This window comes from Photobacterium sanguinicancri, from assembly GCF_024346675.1.
Lineage (GTDB): Bacteria > Pseudomonadota > Gammaproteobacteria > Enterobacterales > Vibrionaceae > Photobacterium > Photobacterium sanguinicancri.
Window position 1 is genome coordinate 737,111 of record NZ_AP024850.1, and the last position, 16,061, is coordinate 753,171.

General features: G+C 45.9%; 10 protein-coding genes and 26 tRNA genes. 1 reads left to right on the forward strand and 35 read right to left on the reverse strand.

Going from position 1 to position 16,061, the window contains the following annotated elements; translation table 11 throughout:
* Positions 1 to 54: 54 nt before the first annotated feature.
* From OCU87_RS03650 to miaB, 7 genes are all read right to left on the reverse strand, one after another.
* A complete protein-coding gene (locus OCU87_RS03650; protein ID WP_062690728.1) occupies positions 55 to 1,602 on the reverse strand; it encodes a S8 family serine peptidase in 1,548 nt (515 codons plus the stop codon).
* A gap of 373 nt (positions 1,603 to 1,975) precedes the next feature.
* Positions 1,976 to 2,689: a lipid-binding SYLF domain-containing protein gene (locus tag OCU87_RS03655; protein ID WP_261857853.1), complete on the reverse strand. Its 714-nt coding sequence runs from the start codon at positions 2,687 to 2,689 to the stop codon at positions 1,976 to 1,978.
* A gap of 130 nt (positions 2,690 to 2,819) precedes the next feature.
* On the reverse strand, positions 2,820 to 4,370 hold the full coding sequence (lnt, locus tag OCU87_RS03660; RefSeq protein ID WP_261858340.1) for an apolipoprotein N-acyltransferase: 1,551 nt from the start codon (positions 4,368 to 4,370) through the stop codon (positions 2,820 to 2,822).
* A 13-nt stretch (positions 4,371 to 4,383) separates the two neighbouring features.
* On the reverse strand, positions 4,384 to 5,256 hold the full coding sequence (corC, locus tag OCU87_RS03665; RefSeq protein ID WP_062690730.1) for a CNNM family magnesium/cobalt transport protein CorC: 873 nt from the start codon (positions 5,254 to 5,256) through the stop codon (positions 4,384 to 4,386).
* A gap of 77 nt (positions 5,257 to 5,333) precedes the next feature.
* The gene (gene ybeY, locus OCU87_RS03670) at positions 5,334 to 5,798 is read right to left on the reverse strand and encodes an rRNA maturation RNase YbeY (protein WP_062690731.1); all 465 of its coding nucleotides are present in this window, start codon (positions 5,796 to 5,798) and stop codon (positions 5,334 to 5,336) included.
* The gene (locus OCU87_RS03675) at positions 5,798 to 6,880 is read right to left on the reverse strand and encodes a PhoH family protein (RefSeq protein WP_062690736.1); all 1,083 of its coding nucleotides are present in this window, start codon (positions 6,878 to 6,880) and stop codon (positions 5,798 to 5,800) included. The genes ybeY and OCU87_RS03675 overlap by 1 nt, the downstream gene beginning before the upstream one ends.
* A 91-nt stretch (positions 6,881 to 6,971) precedes the next feature.
* Positions 6,972 to 8,396, reverse strand: coding sequence for a tRNA (N6-isopentenyl adenosine(37)-C2)-methylthiotransferase MiaB (gene miaB / locus OCU87_RS03680; protein ID WP_261857854.1), 1,425 nt, complete (start codon positions 8,394 to 8,396; stop codon positions 6,972 to 6,974).
* Positions 8,397 to 8,641: 245 nt separating this feature from the next.
* Here miaB and OCU87_RS03685 point away from each other — a divergent pair, with 245 nt between their 5' ends.
* Positions 8,642 to 9,802 carry a 2-octaprenyl-3-methyl-6-methoxy-1,4-benzoquinol hydroxylase gene (locus OCU87_RS03685; protein WP_261857855.1) on the forward strand — a complete coding sequence of 387 codons (1,161 nt, stop codon included), beginning with the start codon at positions 8,642 to 8,644 and terminating at the stop codon, positions 9,800 to 9,802.
* A gap of 284 nt (positions 9,803 to 10,086) precedes the next feature.
* Here the strand turns inward: OCU87_RS03685 and OCU87_RS03690 are convergent.
* The 28 genes from OCU87_RS03690 to pth all read right to left on the reverse strand — a co-directional run bounded on the left by OCU87_RS03690 (position 10,087) and on the right by pth (position 16,052).
* A tRNA-Leu gene (locus tag OCU87_RS03690) sits at positions 10,087 to 10,171 on the reverse strand.
* Positions 10,172 to 10,226: 55 nt separating this feature from the next.
* Positions 10,227 to 10,301 (reverse strand) — tRNA-Gln (locus OCU87_RS03695).
* Positions 10,302 to 10,365: 64 nt separating this feature from the next.
* Positions 10,366 to 10,450 (reverse strand) — tRNA-Leu (locus OCU87_RS03700).
* 118 nt (positions 10,451 to 10,568) lie between these two features.
* A tRNA-Leu gene (locus OCU87_RS03705) sits at positions 10,569 to 10,653 on the reverse strand.
* Positions 10,654 to 10,708: 55 nt separating this feature from the next.
* Positions 10,709 to 10,783, reverse strand: a tRNA-Gln gene (locus OCU87_RS03710).
* Between the two features lie 64 nt (positions 10,784 to 10,847).
* A tRNA-Leu gene (locus OCU87_RS03715) sits at positions 10,848 to 10,932 on the reverse strand.
* Positions 10,933 to 11,050: 118 nt separating this feature from the next.
* Positions 11,051 to 11,135 (reverse strand) — tRNA-Leu (locus OCU87_RS03720).
* A gap of 55 nt (positions 11,136 to 11,190) precedes the next feature.
* Positions 11,191 to 11,265, reverse strand: a tRNA-Gln gene (locus tag OCU87_RS03725).
* 64 nt (positions 11,266 to 11,329) lie between these two features.
* Positions 11,330 to 11,414: transfer RNA gene (locus OCU87_RS03730), tRNA-Leu, on the reverse strand.
* Between the two features lie 118 nt (positions 11,415 to 11,532).
* A tRNA-Leu gene (locus tag OCU87_RS03735) sits at positions 11,533 to 11,617 on the reverse strand.
* 55 nt (positions 11,618 to 11,672) lie between these two features.
* A tRNA-Gln gene (locus tag OCU87_RS03740) sits at positions 11,673 to 11,747 on the reverse strand.
* 64 nt (positions 11,748 to 11,811) lie between these two features.
* Positions 11,812 to 11,896 (reverse strand) — tRNA-Leu (locus OCU87_RS03745).
* Between the two features lie 117 nt (positions 11,897 to 12,013).
* Positions 12,014 to 12,098: transfer RNA gene (locus OCU87_RS03750), tRNA-Leu, on the reverse strand.
* Positions 12,099 to 12,144: 46 nt separating this feature from the next.
* A tRNA-Met gene (locus OCU87_RS03755) sits at positions 12,145 to 12,221 on the reverse strand.
* Between the two features lie 88 nt (positions 12,222 to 12,309).
* Positions 12,310 to 12,384, reverse strand: a tRNA-Gln gene (locus OCU87_RS03760).
* Positions 12,385 to 12,447: 63 nt separating this feature from the next.
* A tRNA-Leu gene (locus OCU87_RS03765) sits at positions 12,448 to 12,532 on the reverse strand.
* Between the two features lie 46 nt (positions 12,533 to 12,578).
* Positions 12,579 to 12,655 (reverse strand) — tRNA-Met (locus OCU87_RS03770).
* A gap of 88 nt (positions 12,656 to 12,743) precedes the next feature.
* A tRNA-Gln gene (locus OCU87_RS03775) sits at positions 12,744 to 12,818 on the reverse strand.
* A 63-nt stretch (positions 12,819 to 12,881) separates the two neighbouring features.
* Positions 12,882 to 12,966, reverse strand: a tRNA-Leu gene (locus tag OCU87_RS03780).
* A gap of 46 nt (positions 12,967 to 13,012) precedes the next feature.
* A tRNA-Met gene (locus tag OCU87_RS03785) sits at positions 13,013 to 13,089 on the reverse strand.
* A gap of 88 nt (positions 13,090 to 13,177) precedes the next feature.
* Positions 13,178 to 13,252 (reverse strand) — tRNA-Gln (locus tag OCU87_RS03790).
* A gap of 63 nt (positions 13,253 to 13,315) precedes the next feature.
* A tRNA-Leu gene (locus OCU87_RS03795) sits at positions 13,316 to 13,400 on the reverse strand.
* A gap of 46 nt (positions 13,401 to 13,446) precedes the next feature.
* Positions 13,447 to 13,523: transfer RNA gene (locus OCU87_RS03800), tRNA-Met, on the reverse strand.
* Between the two features lie 88 nt (positions 13,524 to 13,611).
* Positions 13,612 to 13,686: transfer RNA gene (locus OCU87_RS03805), tRNA-Gln, on the reverse strand.
* 63 nt (positions 13,687 to 13,749) lie between these two features.
* Positions 13,750 to 13,834: transfer RNA gene (locus OCU87_RS03810), tRNA-Leu, on the reverse strand.
* A 46-nt stretch (positions 13,835 to 13,880) separates the two neighbouring features.
* Positions 13,881 to 13,957, reverse strand: a tRNA-Met gene (locus tag OCU87_RS03815).
* A 306-nt stretch (positions 13,958 to 14,263) separates the two neighbouring features.
* Positions 14,264 to 15,355, reverse strand: a complete 1,092-nt coding sequence (gene ychF, locus OCU87_RS03820) for a redox-regulated ATPase YchF (protein WP_094956172.1) — start codon at positions 15,353 to 15,355, stop codon at positions 14,264 to 14,266.
* Positions 15,356 to 15,461: 106 nt separating this feature from the next.
* A complete protein-coding gene (gene pth / locus OCU87_RS03825) occupies positions 15,462 to 16,052 on the reverse strand; it encodes an aminoacyl-tRNA hydrolase (protein ID WP_062688042.1) in 591 nt (196 codons plus the stop codon).
* Positions 16,053 to 16,061: the final 9 nt, after the last annotated feature.

Below are 16,061 nucleotides of genomic sequence, written 5' to 3' on the forward strand. Positions count from 1 at the left end.
GAATATAAAGCGGGCGATTAAGCCCGCTTGTTCGTTCAGGTTCTAATTTGAGTTTTATTTACACTGACCCAGCTTGGTCCATACGGCCCAATTGGTGTGGTTATCTATCGGGGATTGGTTTTGAGTCCACCATTGAGCTTGATAGGCGAGACCATTTTGCTGTGCTTGAGCGCCAGCTTGATACACATTGCTAGGTGACCATTGCTGTAATGTACTGCAATCAACTGTCCCCGGCTCTGGTGTGATCCCTTTCACTCGCTGTAAAGCCGCAAAAGTATCGGCAATACCTGTACCACACTCTGAGGTATTACAGCTGCTACCAGCAGGGAATGGACGCGATGTTTCGGTGATATATTGCTCAACTTGATCTGGCGTTAGGCTGGAATCGAGTGAATACATGAGTGCGGCGATACCTGCTACATGTGGGGTAGCCATACTGGTGCCCATTGAGTAGCTATAGTTGTTTTCGCCCGCTTGGCGTTTGCCTGCGTTAAAAGTGGATAGGATCCCACCAGAGCGACCGCCGCCTGGCGCTGTGATATCAATGAGATCGCCATAGTTTGAATAGAATGCACGATTTCCTTCCTTGTTATTGGAAGCAACCGAGATAATGCCTTGGCAGTTACCTGGGCTAAAATCGCGAACATTTAGGTTGTCATTACCTGCTGCCACGACAATGGTGGCGCCTTTCGCTCGGACATCATTAACGGCTTGTTGGTAAGCATAGCCACAAGCCCCTTGGCCACCAAGACTTAAATTTAGGACTTGAGCTGGGTATGGATTGGCTGGTGTGTTGGGAACAGGCAAGCCTGCAGCCCAGCGCATTCCATCGGTAATATCAGAGGTGTAGCCACCACAGGCACCAAGGACTCGCACGGGGACGATACGGGTATTCCAAGCCACACCAGTCACGCCTTGGCTATTGTTACCCTCCGCCGCGATGGTGCCCGCAACATGAGTACCATGCCACGATGAGTTTCTATCTTGTGGCGGATAGTTTTGACCACATTGACCCGCAACTAACCAGTCACCTTCGTCAGTTGCATCGCTATCTCGACCATCGCTATCTCGCGCCCCTTTGGCATTCTTAATAAAATCATAGCCAGGGAGTAAGTTGTTTATAAGGTCGGGATGATCAAAACGAACACCAGTATCGATCACCGCAACAATGACTTCTGAGCCGCCAGTTGTAACATCCCATGCTTTTGGCATATTGATGCCACTGGTCGTATCTGAATAATGCCATTGGAGGTTATATCCCGGATCATTTGGGATCGCGGTCGGCCACATAATACGGTCAGCCTCGGCATATTCGATGTTCGGATCTTGCTGTAGCTGTTCGATCACCGTTTCAAGCTTCGTTTGATCGGATACTTTTAGAATGTGGGTGCCGTTCGCACTTGGGCGAAGGTATTGAATATCGGCACTGATACTTTGTTGCAAGTGGGTTATACCATCAACCATTGGTGATGCCGCAGCCTGCATTACTGGGCTATTAGCACGGTATTTAACAATGACTTGATCGGTTATTAGTGAGTTATTATTGGCTAGAACAGGGCTGCTCGCAATGAGCATAGCCAGTAGAGTTGGTATGGTTCTCATTTTCTATCCTTGATTTTGATACCAAATAGAACAAGCTAAGGCTTATCCAAGTTGGTTTATTGTTATGAGGAAAGTCTTCCTCCCAACCAAGTGTTCTCCTTTTATTTTATTTTTCAGGATAAAAAACGAGAATGGGAATCGATATCAAGGAAATAGTAAAATGCTTGCAAGCGATTTTATACTTGTAGTGATGTGCGTTCAGTTTTATATGTTACTGCTTGATGAATTTTGCGGTGAGTAATGCTAGTAGGCAAGGCGACTAATCCTATTTTATATTGGGTTTGCTGTTAATTGGCAAGATAAAATAGAGTCTTGATAATCGAACTGGCAGGATAATACGACGATGAAAGTCGTATTATCATCCTGCAACCTATTACTCGTCTAGTGGGGGGGCCAAAATAACGGTTGGTTCATCGCTATCACTTGCCTCAGGTGATGTCAGATCACTGACGGGAGCGCCTTGCTTGGCTTGGTCTGTATCCCTTTGATTGAGATCTTTGACCTGTTCTGTGGTCGCGTTGAGCGGCTCATAGCTAAATTTTTGCCCTGCCAATGACGCTTCAATCATCATACCGCCTTTGGCGTAGGTGAAAATGGCTATGCCATTAGTGTAATTGGCTTCGACAAAGTTCTTTCCAGAGCCAGCGCCAACCCCTGTTGTCCCAGCACGTGCTTGCGCGCCTTCTGTTAATGCCACAGCAGAGGCTTGGGCGTCTAATTCAAAGCTACCACTAATAAAGCGTTCGTAAGATCGCTGGTCTTGGAAGAACATGATTTGACTGTAAGATTGTCCTCCAAATTGAAGGCCAACAGAAACTTGGTACAGTTTGGCAAATCCCGTGACGTTTTGGGCTTTATACACAGTGCCAGTACCGTATGCACCGCCGACCCAGAAACCACCTTTACCGACGGAAGGGAAAATAGCGTAGCCATACGCGGAGTCAAAAAAGGGCTGGGTTTGTTGTGCTTGCTGAAAATGCTCAAGGGAAGCACGGATTTCGATGTCTTCTTTAGCGACAGAGCCTGTTGCGATGCAAAGGAGCGCGAGCCCCCCTAGCATTGAAAATAAGCGGTTAACCGTTTTCATGGTGCGAATCCTTTAGTTGTACCAATCTAAATAAGTAACAGCCCAGGTTGGTATAAATACTGAATGTGCTTTCTATCTTAGCAAGATGAAAAAAAAGACGAAGCGTTAATCTTCGTCTTTTAAGGTGCTATTAAGGTTGTTCGGTTTGGGTCTCTCTAAACCCCCCACGTTGACGGCGAATTAAGATCATCGACAACGCTAAGGACCACAATACGTAACCATATAGCGGCCAGCTTCCCAAACTAGTGTAGGGGGTTAAGCCATCCGTTGGGGTAACTTTAGCTCGCAGTACCGCAGTTTCAAATTGCGGTATTTGCTTAGTAATGTGCCCCATATGATCAACGACAGCTGTTACGCCCGTATTGGTGGCTCGCAATAGCGGCTTACCCAGTTCGAGTGAGCGCATCTGTGCGATCTCCATGTGCTGGAATGGGCCAATAGAGGTGCCAAACCACGCATCATTAGACAGCGTTAATAGTAAATCAGTATCAACGTTGACGTTCTGGCGAACCTGTTCACTGAATGCGACTTCGTAGCATAAAGCGGGGGCAATACTATAGCCGTTGGCTTCTAAGTTGGGCTGTACGAAGTCGCCACGACTAAATGAGGACATCGGTAGGTTAAAGAAGGGGGCAATAGGACGCAATAAATCACCAAACGGTACGAACTCACCAAAAGGCAGTAGGTGATGTTTACTGTAACGGGTCGCGTTATCGTAATCGTAACCATTGTCATTATTTTGGCCGAGAGTCAGGATATTATTGAAAAACTCCCCATTTTCTTTTTGGTCTAAAACCCCTGTGATCACTGTGCTGTTGTTTTCGCGAGCCACTTCATCCAAGTTTTGTAAGAACGAAGGAAGGTGTGCTTCTAAGGCGGGAATCGCAGCTTCAGGCCAAACGATAATATCGGCATCCCAGTTTTCACGGGTGAGGTCGATATACTTCATCAGCGTTGGCCAGCGCTCGCTTGGTAGCCATTTTAGCTCTTGCGGCACATTGCCTTGTACTAAGGCGACATCGACGGTTTTATCTGAATTGGGTGTTACCCATTGTGCACCATGAACCAGCAAGGACAAACCTATCACGAGTGCTGGAACCATCAAGGGTTTCCAGTTGCGATCGGAAATTGCCGCCACGATACCAGCGCTGATCAACACTAATGCGAGCGTGATCCCTTCAACACCAAGAATGGGTGCCAGACCTGAGAACGGTGAGTTGAGTTGGCCGTATCCCATCCATAGCCACGGGAAGCCAGTAAATGCCCAACCACGTAGCCAATCTAATAAGAGCCATAACACCGGGCCACTAAGTAGAAGCTGGTAGAAAGGACGGCCTTGATTAAAGCGGTTGAATAGAGCACCAAAAATCAGCGGATAGAGTGCAAGGTAACTGATCAGTGAAACCATGAGGAATACACTGGCAATTTTTGGCATACCACCAAAAGTGTCAATGCTTACATGAACCCAACTGATCCCTGTGCCAAATAAACCCAAGCCCCAGCTAAAACCGATCAATGCCGAGCGTTTAATACTTTGATTGAGGAGTAGCCAGAAAAAGAGCGTGAGTGAAGCAGGGGCAAGAAGCCAGATATTATAAGGTGCGAACGATAAGGTCGCTAAAGCTCCCGCAAAAGCGGCCAATAAAGGCCGCCCAAGGGAGATGAAAAAGGCTTTATTCATCATGGAAAACTAATTAAGTAGTCGTCGTTGGCTGATGCGCTTCATGTGGAATAGTCACCTGAAGCTGAATCACACGACGGTTGTCAGCAGATGTGACTTTAAACGAGTAACCATCAAGTTCAACAACTTCACCACGAGCCGGTAAGTGACCGAAGCTGGTCATTACCAGACCACCGACAGTGTCGACTTCGTCGTCACAGAATGCGGTTTGGAATAAGTCGTTAAAATCTTCAATGGTCGCCAGCGCTTTTACCGAATAGGTATGTTTGCTTAACTGACGGATATCTTGCTCTTCTTCGTCGTCGAATTCATCTTCGATTTCGCCAACGATTTGCTCAAGAATATCTTCGATAGTGATAACACCCGATACACCACCAAATTCATCTACGACGATCGCCATGTGGTAGCGTTCTTCGCGGAATTCTTTCAGTAGGCGATCAACTCGCTTGCTTTCTGGTACAACCACCGCAGGGCGGAGAACTTTGTCCATATCGAAAGCTTCAGAGTCTGGGATCAAGTAACGCAGTAAATCTTTAGCCAGTAGAATACCTTCTACATGGTCTTTGTCGTCACTGATCACAGGGTAGCGTGAGTGTTGAGCATCAACAATTAAATCAATAAGGTCTTCAAGCTTCTGAGAACGTTCGATAGTGACCATTTGAGATCGTGGGATCATTATGTCTCTCACGCGCATTTCTGCTATCTCCATCACACCTTCGAGCATGTCGCGGGTGTCATGGTCAATCAAATCATTTTCTTCCGAATCGCGGAATACCTCGACCAGCTCTTCACGGTTTTGTGGTTCACCTTGAAACAATTGGCCAATACGTTCAAAGAAGGACTTTCTACTCGGACCTTCAGAATTTTGCGAGTTATCTTCGTTCATCACTTTTCATGTCAATAGAGTGGCCTAAACCACGGTAGCTATTCACCCCAAAGGCGAATAGCGTTATAGATAATAAATTACAGGTTGTCGTCGGCGTACGGATCAGAAAATCCCATTTTTTGCATGATTTCTGTTTCCAGCGCTTCCATTTCTTCTGCTTCTTCATCATCAATATGGTCATAACCTAGCAGATGGAGACTGCCGTGTACAACCATATGTGCCCAGTGAGCATTTAGCGTTTTATTCTGCTCTTTTGCTTCTTTCTCAACAACCTGACGGCAGATGATCAGGTCACCTAGCAGATCTAGCTCTACGCCAGGAGGCGCTTCAAATGGAAAAGACAGCACGTTAGTCGACTTGTCTTTGCCACGGTATTCGTGGTTTAGCGCATGGCTTTCTTCTTCATCAACCAAGCGGATAGTCACTTCCGCATCAGCCTTAAACAGGGTGACAGCTGCATTTAGCCACTGTTGAAAATCGGCCTCGCTTGGTAAGCCATCTTGATTTTCAGTTGCATGTTGCAGGTCGAGATAAATAGCCATTAGTTACTCTTTTCTGGTTCTACTGTAGATGTTGCCGCTGCAACTAACGCAGCTTGTTCATTGCGACGACGCTGTTCTGTTAGCTTGCGTTGCTTTTGATCGGCGGTTTCCCACACTTCATAGGCTTGCACTATACGGGCTACCACTGGGTGGCGGACAACGTCATCTGCCTGGAAGAAGTTAAAACTGATTTCATCAACTTCCGATAATACTTCAATCGCATGACGTAAGCCTGAACGGGCACCTCGTGGTAAATCGATCTGGGTTACATCACCGGTAATAACAGCACGTGAATTGAAACCAATACGTGTTAGGAACATTTTCATTTGTTCCACTGTGGTGTTTTGGCTTTCATCCAAAATAATGAAAGCATCATTGAGAGTACGGCCACGCATATATGCTAATGGGGCAACTTCAATGACGTTTCGTTCAATTAACTTTTCAACGCGCTCAAAACCGAGCATCTCAAACAGTGCGTCGTAAAGTGGACGTAAGTACGGGTCAACCTTCTGGCTTAAATCACCCGGTAAGAAACCTAATTTTTCACCCGCTTCAACAGCAGGGCGCGTTAGCAAGATACGACGGATCTCTTGACGCTCAAGGGCATCAACAGCGGCGGCAACGGCAAGGTAGGTTTTACCTGTACCTGCGGGGCCAACACCAAAGGTAATATCATGGGTAACCATGTTAGCTATGTACTGTGCTTGGTTTGGCGTACGTGGCTTAATCACACCTTTTTTGGTTTTGATGTGAATTTCTTTACCGTAAGGGATCGATGAATCCGTACTTTGCTCTAATACACCAGACTCTTTGATCGCAAGGTGGATTTGGTCTGGTTCGATATCTGGGGTTGTATTGCGAACCGGGGCCGTATCGATATACAAATTCTTAATGATTTCAGCTGCAGCGTCGGCGGTATGAGGTTGGCCAACAATAGAAAAGTGGCTACTACGATGATTTATTTCAACACCCAAACGGCGTTCTAGTTGTTTTATATTATCGTCGAAAGGGCCGCAAAGGCTGGAAAGGCGCTGGTTATCGATAGGTTCCAGGTTTAATTCAACAGTAATAATTTTGCTCAAGGTTTGCCTCTCAGTGTAGCCGCCCACAGCAACGGGCGGCTTTCGTATCAGGGCATTGGTCTAAAGGTTATCTTTAGACGTGCGCTATATACTATGGAGTATATACGCCAACACCCAATTCATCTTCTTTACGTGTTTTTGCCATCATCTCGGTAGGAGAGACCGCAATACGTAGATTCATTTCTGCTTCTGTGCGTACAAGTTCACCGCGTAATGAGTTAGTAAACACATCAGTGATCTTAACATCAACAAATTGGCCAATAAGCTCTGCAGAACCTTCAAAGTTCACAACACGGCTGTTCTCGGTACGACCGCGCAGCTCCATGATGTTTTTACGTGACGGGCCTTCAACAAGGATACGTTGTTCAGTACCTAACATCTGGCGCGAGTAACGCATAGCTTGAGTATTGATCTGTTGCTGTAGTTCATACAAGCGTTCTTTCTTCACTTGCACTGGTAGATCACAAGGATAATCTGCCGCAGGCGTACCTGGTCGTGCTGAGAAGATAAAGCTAAAGCTCATATCGAAGTCGATTTCACGGATCAGCTTCATGGTATCTTGGAAATCTTGATCTGATTCACCAGGGAATGCCACGATGAAATCAGAGCTGATTGTAATACTCGGACGTGCTTTACGCAGCTTACGGATTTTCGATTTGTACTCGATCGCTGTGTGTGGACGCTTCATATTTGCCAGAATGCGGTCTGAACCACTTTGTACTGGTAAGTGAAGGAAGCTCACCACTTCAGGTGTATCTTTGTACACTTCGATAATATCGTCAGTGAACTCAATTGGGTGACTTGTGGTGTAACGAATACGGTCAATACCATCAATTGCTGCAACTAAACGGAGTAGTTCAGCAAAAGTTGCGAGCTCATCGTCATGTGTTGCGCCACGGTATGCATTAACGTTTTGACCCAGTAGGTTAACTTCACGAACGCCTTGGTCTGCTAGTTGAGCAATTTCAAACAGCACATCATCAAGCGGTCGGCTAACTTCTTCACCACGGGTATAAGGAACCACACAGTAAGTACAGTACTTAGAACAGCCTTCCATGATAGAAACGAAAGCCGTTGCACCGTCAGCACGAGGTTCTGGTAGGTTATCGAATTTTTCAATCTCAGGGAAAGAAATATCCATAACAGGCGCGTGGTTTGTACCTGACTGTTTAATCATTTCAGGCAAACGGTGCAGGGTCTGTGGGCCAAAAATAACATCAACGTATGGTGCACGTTTGCGAATCGAGTCGCCTTCTTGGGTTGCTACACAACCGCCTACACCAATCACAAGATCGGGCTTTTTATCTTTAAGGAATTTCCAACGGCCTAGCTGGTGGAAAACTTTTTCTTGTGCCTTTTCACGGATTGAGCAGGTATTCAGTAGCAGAACATCTGCTTCTTCTGGGATTTCCGTTAGCTCGAAGCCATTTGAGGCATTGAGAAGATCGGCCATTTTTGATGAATCGTATTCGTTCATCTGGCAGCCCCAGGTTTTAATAAGCAGTTTCTTAGCCATGTCTAACTCTTCGCTCGTAGTGTCAATTATTGCATTCAACATTGCTCGGAAGACGGTAGCCTCATTATTGAGTGCAAGACCGCCAGCAAGCCGCGTATTGTACTGCTTTATCTAGTGCCTGACTAGATCCTCGCCACCCCGAATAAATTGTGGTTTTTTGGACTGGGTTCAGTTGCTATGGTTGAAGGCTCGCATTATGGTTCTAGCAAGGTAAAATATCAGCAGCCAAACAATGAGATAAGTGTATGGAACAGTTTGATGTAGTGATCGCCGGTGGCGGTATGGTGGGGGCAGCAACAGCTGTCGGTATGGCGCAATACGGTTTACGAGTTGTTGTTTTAGACGGACAGCAACCGCAAGAGTTTGAAGCAAGCCAACCTATGGATTTACGAGTATCGGCAATTTCCCCTAATTCAGTGGGACTATTAAGTCGATTGGGTGCATGGAATGCGATCCAAGCGATGCGCGTTTGCCCATTTAAGCGCTTAGAAACATGGGACCATCCTGAGTGCCGTACACGGTTTAGTGCTGATGAGATGCAACTTGATCGTTTGGGCTTTATTGTTGAGAACCGATTGATCCAACTTGGGCTATGGCAACAGTTTTCAGATTATCCAAACCTTACCTTGTTATGCCCAAGCAAAATGATAAACAGCCAAAAAGTATCCAGTGGGGTTGTTGTTACGCTAGATGATGGCCGTCAGCTACAGGCGAAGCTATTAGTGGGGGCTGATGGTGCTAATTCGCAAGTACGCCAGCAATCAGGTATTGGTATTACGGCATGGGATTATCGTCAACACTGTATGTTGATCAATATTGAAACGGCGTTACCTCAGCAAGACATTACTTGGCAGTGGTTTACGCCTAAAGGGCCACGATCGTTCTTACCTTTAGTTGGTCATCAGGGATCACTGGTGTGGTATGACAGTCCACAACGCATTAAACAATTGTCAGCGATGACTGCCGAGCAGCTTGCTATGGAAGTAAAATGTCATTTTCCTGCAGAGGTCGGTGAGTTTACCGTCGTTAATTGGGGAAGCTTCCCGTTAACGCGCCGTCATGCACAGCAGTATTACCAAGATAACATTGTGTTACTTGGGGATGCCGCGCACACAATCAATCCATTAGCAGGTCAGGGGGTAAACCTTGGTTTTAAAGATGTGGATGTTTTACTGCATGAAATAGAAAAAGCGGGAAAGAACTGGGCAGAACAAGATGTACTGAAAAAGTACGAACGTCGTCGTCGTCCTGATAATCTGATCATGCAAAGTGGGATGGATTTTTTCTACACGACATTTAGCAATGATTTATTGCCGCTGAAAATAGCTCGTAACATAGGTTTAAAAGTGGCAGAGAAAGCGGGACCCATTAAAAAGCAAGTATTGAAGTATGCGATGGGAATGTGATTGATCACAAGATTGAAAGAGGCGAGCCAAAGTGCTCGTCTTTTTTATATCTGTTTTTTTGGCAACAATCGGTATTAGCCTGATAAAGAAAAAGCCGAATGTTATTAAAAACATTCGGCTTAACAACCAGAGAGATACGATTTTTGAGGTTGTAAAAAGAGTGGAAAGCCACTCTAAGTCTTCTGCAAAGATACAAAATTTCAATGCGATTAAGCTACTGATAGATGTGTCTTTAACTTGCAACAGGTAAAAGAAAACCCACCAAAAGGTGGGTTTCTAAATGATGGTGCGGACGGAGAGACTTGAACTCTCACACCTTGCGGCGCCAGAACCTAAATCTGGTGCGTCTACCAATTCCGCCACGTCCGCATACTTAGCAATGATTATACAACCGAAGTTGAATAACATCATTAAGTCTAAATTGTGGCAGGGCTACCTGGATTCGAACCAGGGGATGGCGGCATCAAAAGCCGCTGCCTTACCGCTTGGCGATAGCCCTACAGCGTTGCTCGATTAAGAGAACGTTTTTTCTCGGCGAGGAGAAAGAATAAGTTAAGAGAAAATGGTGCGGACGGAGAGACTTGAACTCTCACACCTCGCGGCGCCAGAACCTAAATCTGGTGCGTCTACCAATTCCGCCACGTCCGCATTTTTTATCGTTAATTGCTTAACGAATCTCTTACTTATTAAGTCACATAATCAGCAATTGGTGAGCGCGATTATGATCTTTTTTACTTTGAACTCTAGTGAAAGAGAGCAAAGAATATGGTGCGGACGGAGAGACTTGAACTCTCACACCTTGCGGCGCCAGAACCTAAATCTGGTGCGTCTACCAATTCCGCCACGTCCGCATACTTAGCAATGATTATACAACCGAAGTTGAATAACATCATTAAGTCTAAATTGTGGCAGGGCTACCTGGATTCGAACCAGGGGATGGCGGCATCAAAAGCCGCTGCCTTACCGCTTGGCGATAGCCCTACAGCGTTACTCGATTAAGAGAACGTTTTTTCTCGGCGAGGAGAAAGAATAAGTTAAGAGAAAATGGTGCGGACGGAGAGACTTGAACTCTCACACCTCGCGGCGCCAGAACCTAAATCTGGTGCGTCTACCAATTCCGCCACGTCCGCATTTTTTATCGTTAATTGCTTAACGAATCTCTTACTTATTAAGTCACATAATCAGCAATTGGTGAGCGCGATTATGATCTTTTTTACTTTGAACTCTAGTGAAAGAGAGCAAAGAATATGGTGCGGACGGAGAGACTTGAACTCTCACACCTTGCGGCGCCAGAACCTAAATCTGGTGCGTCTACCAATTCCGCCACGTCCGCATACTTAGCAATGATTATACAACCGAAGTTGAATAACATCATTAAGTCTAAATTGTGGCAGGGCTACCTGGATTCGAACCAGGGGATGGCGGCATCAAAAGCCGCTGCCTTACCGCTTGGCGATAGCCCTACAGCGTTACTCGATTAAGAGAACGTTTTTTCTCGGCGAGGAGAAAGAATAAGTTAAGAGAAAATGGTGCGGACGGAGAGACTTGAACTCTCACACCTCGCGGCGCCAGAACCTAAATCTGGTGCGTCTACCAATTCCGCCACGTCCGCATTTTTTATCGTTAATTGCTTAACGAATCTCTTACTTATTAAGTCACATAATCAGCAATTGGTGAGCGCGATTATGATCTTTTTTACTTTGAACTCTAGTGAAAGAGAGCAAAGAATATGGTGCGGACGGAGAGACTTGAACTCTCACACCTTGCGGCGCCAGAACCTAAATCTGGTGCGTCTACCAATTCCGCCACGTCCGCATACTTAGCAATGATTATACAACCGAAGTTGAATAACATCATTAAGTCTAAATTGTGGCAGGGCTACCTGGATTCGAACCAGGGGATGGCGGCATCAAAAGCCGCTGCCTTACCGCTTGGCGATAGCCCTACAGCGTTACTCGATTAAGAGAACGTTTTTTCTCGGCGAGGAGAAAGAATAAGTTAAGAGAAAATGGTGCGGACGGAGAGACTTGAACTCTCACACCTCGCGGCGCCAGAACCTAAATCTGGTGCGTCTACCAATTCCGCCACGTCCGCATTTTTTATCGTTAATTACTTAACGAATCTCTTACTTATTGAGTCACATAATCAGCAATTGGTTAGCATAATTACGATCTTTTTTACTTCACGCACTTATAAAGTGAATGAAGAATATGGTGCGGACGGAGAGACTTGAACTCTCACACCTTACGGCGCCAGAACCTAAATCTGGTGCGTCTACCAATTCCGCCACGTCCGCATCTGGTAAAGTTTTACATCTTTCGATGATTTCTCTAGAAGAGAAATGGTGGCTACGACGGGATTCGAACCTGTGACCCCATCATTATGAGTGATGTGCTCTAACCAGCTGAGCTACGTAGCCATTTTGTTCTACTCGATGAGTAGTTATTTAATCATGCCGCTTACGCTTCACAGTCGAAACTGAGAAATCAAAGCCACATAATAAAATGTGGCAGGGCTACCTGGATTCGAACCAGGGGATGGCGGCATCAAAAGCCGCTGCCTTACCGCTTGGCGATAGCCCTACAGTGTTACATAAAGTAACTTGCCTAATCTAGTGTTAGGCACTCTTAACCGAGTTAAGAGAATGGTGCGGACGGAGAGACTTGAACTCTCACACCTTGCGGCGCCAGAACCTAAATCTGGTGCGTCTACCAATTCCGCCACGTCCGCATCTGGTAAAGTTTTACATCTTTCGATGATTTCTCTAGAAGAGAAATGGTGGCTACGACGGGATTCGAACCTGTGACCCCATCATTATGAGTGATGTGCTCTAACCAGCTGAGCTACGTAGCCATTTTGTTCTACTCGATGAGTAGTTATTTAATCATGCCGCTTACGCTTCACAGTCGAAACTGAGAAATCAAAGCCACATAATAAAATGTGGCAGGGCTACCTGGATTCGAACCAGGGGATGGCGGCATCAAAAGCCGCTGCCTTACCGCTTGGCGATAGCCCTACAGTGTTACATAAAGTAACTAGCCTAATCTACTGTTAGGCGCTCTTAACCGAGTTAAGAGAATGGTGCGGACGGAGAGACTTGAACTCTCACACCTTGCGGCGCCAGAACCTAAATCTGGTGCGTCTACCAATTCCGCCACGTCCGCATCTGGTAAAGTTTTACATCTTTCGATGATTTCTCTAGAAGAGAAATGGTGGCTACGACGGGATTCGAACCTGTGACCCCATCATTATGAGTGATGTGCTCTAACCAGCTGAGCTACGTAGCCATTTTGTTCTACTCGATGAGTAGTTATTTAATCATGCCGCTTACGCTTCACAGTCGAAACTGAGAAATCAAAGCCACATAATAAAATGTGGCAGGGCTACCTGGATTCGAACCAGGGGATGGCGGCATCAAAAGCCGCTGCCTTACCGCTTGGCGATAGCCCTACAGTGTTACATAAAGTAACTAGCCTAATCTACTGTTAGGCGCTCTTAACCGAGTTAAGAGAATGGTGCGGACGGAGAGACTTGAACTCTCACACCTTGCGGCGCCAGAACCTAAATCTGGTGCGTCTACCAATTCCGCCACGTCCGCATCTGGTAAAGTTTTACATCTTTCGATGATTTCTCTAGAAGAGAAATGGTGGCTACGACGGGATTCGAACCTGTGACCCCATCATTATGAGTGATGTGCTCTAACCAGCTGAGCTACGTAGCCATTTTGTTCTACTCGATGAGTAGTTATTTAATCATGCCGCTTACACTTCACAGTCGAAACTGAGAAATCAAAGCCACATAATAAAATGTGGCAGGGCTACCTGGATTCGAACCAGGGGATGGCGGCATCAAAAGCCGCTGCCTTACCGCTTGGCGATAGCCCTACAGTGTTACATAAAGTAACTAGCCTAATCTACTGTTAGGCGCTCTTAACCGAGTTAAGAGAATGGTGCGGACGGAGAGACTTGAACTCTCACACCTTGCGGCGCCAGAACCTAAATCTGGTGCGTCTACCAATTCCGCCACGTCCGCATCTGGTAAAGTTTTACATCTTTCGATGATTTCTCTAGAAGAGAAATGGTGGCTACGACGGGATTCGAACCTGTGACCCCATCATTATGAGTGATGTGCTCTAACCAGCTGAGCTACGTAGCCATAATTGTTCTTCAAATTTCACTGTCAGATGACTGACCGCTAACTCGGGAACGGGGCGCATTATGCTCATACCAGCGAAAAGCGTCAACAGTTTTTTTAAATATCTCGATAAAATCGCCTTGTTCGATGGATATTTGGACGAAATGAATAATTGGCACACGAAGCAGGCTTTTTTAAGTAGGTAAACACTTGCTTTGTCAGGGTTATCAGAAGAAGTTGTTGATAAACGATAGGTAAAAAATAAGCCAGCAATCATGCTGGCTTATAAAATTTATGCATCAAAATGCGTTTTTAACGTATTTAGTTTTATACGTTGAAGCGGAAGTGAACCACATCGCCATCTTTAACGATGTAATCTTTACCTTCTAGACGCCATTTACCTGCTTCTTTTGCACCGCTTTCACCTTTGAACTCGATGAATGCGTCGTAACCAACAACTTCAGCACGGATAAAGCCTTTTTCGAAGTCGGTGTGGATCTTACCCGCAGCTTGTGGCGCAGTTGCACCAACAGGGATAGTCCATGCACGTACTTCTTTAACGCCTGCTGTGAAGTAAGTTTGTAGCGTCAGTAGTTCGTAACCAGAACGGATCACTCGGTTCAGGCCTGGTTCTTCGATACCCATGTCAGCTAGGAACTCTTCGCGATCAGCATCGTCAAGCTCAGCAATTTCAGATTCGATAGCAGCACAAACCGGAACAACAACTGCATTTTCTTTCGCAGCGTATTCAATAACCATGTCTAGGAATTCGTTATCTTCGAAACCGTCTTCGCTAACGTTAGCGATGTACATAGTTGGTTTGATTGTTAGGAAGTGTAGGTAATCAATCGCAGCAGCTTCTTCTTTAGAAAGCTCGATTGAACGTACCATACCGCCTTCAGTTAGCGTTGGCAGTAGCTTTTCAAGTACAGCAATTTCGTATTTAGCTTCGCTATCGCCGCCTTTAGCACGTTTTGCTTGACGGAAAATAGCACGCTCACAGGTATCAAGGTCAGCCAGAGCTAGCTCTAGGTTGATCACTTCGATATCGTCTAGCGGGCTGATTTTACCTGCAACGTGAACGATGTTGTCGTCTTCAAAACAACGAACAACGTGACCAATCGCGTCAGTTTCTCGGATGTTTGCTAGGAATTTATTACCAAGGCCTTCACCTTTAGATGCACCAGCGACTAGGCCAGCAATATCTACGAATTCCATCGTTGTTGGTAAAATGCGCTCTGGATTTACAATTTCAGCTAGCGCATCCAGACGTAGATCTGGCACAGGTACGACACCAGTGTTTGGCTCGATAGTACAGAACGGGAAGTTCGCTGCTTCGATGCCTGCTTTTGTTAAAGCGTTAAATAGTGTTGATTTACCAACGTTAGGAAGACCAACGATGCCGCATTTAAAACCCATGGTATTAAACCCTTTTGGTGATTACGCAATGCCACGTTAGCTGTTTTACACCAGCGTAACGTAACAAACATTACTAATGAAAACTCACAAGCAGATCGAAATGAATCTATTCTGCTTTGAATGAATGTAGTCGGTTTTGTGCTTTATTAAGCCCATCTTTCAGTAAGATATCCATACAGCGCACAGCTTCATCAGCCGCCGCGTCAATGCATTCTTGCTCTTTAGTCGGTGCTTTACCCAAAACAAAATTGGCGACTTTATTCTTGTCGCCAGGGTGGCCAATGCCAACACGTAAGCGATAGAAATCTTTGTTGTTGCCCATTTTACTGATGATGTCACGCAGACCATTATGCCCACCGTGCCCACCGCCTTTCTTGAATTTCGCTACTCCAGGCGGGAGGTCGAGCTCGTCATGCGCCACTAGGATCTCTTCCGGTTTTATTTGGTAGAAATTCGCTAGCGCTGCCACGGATTTACCTGACAGGTTCATGAATGTTGTTGGGATCAACAAGCGGAGATCTTGGCCATTTGCCATGATCCGGCCAGTCAGACCGTAGTATTTTGATTCTTCTCGTAAGCTGATGTTATGAACACGCGCTAATTCTTCGACGACCCATGCGCCGGCATTGTGGCGAGTTCTAGCATACTCAGGACCTGGATTTGCCAGGCCAACTAGTAGACGAATTTGGTTACTCACGCTTGATTT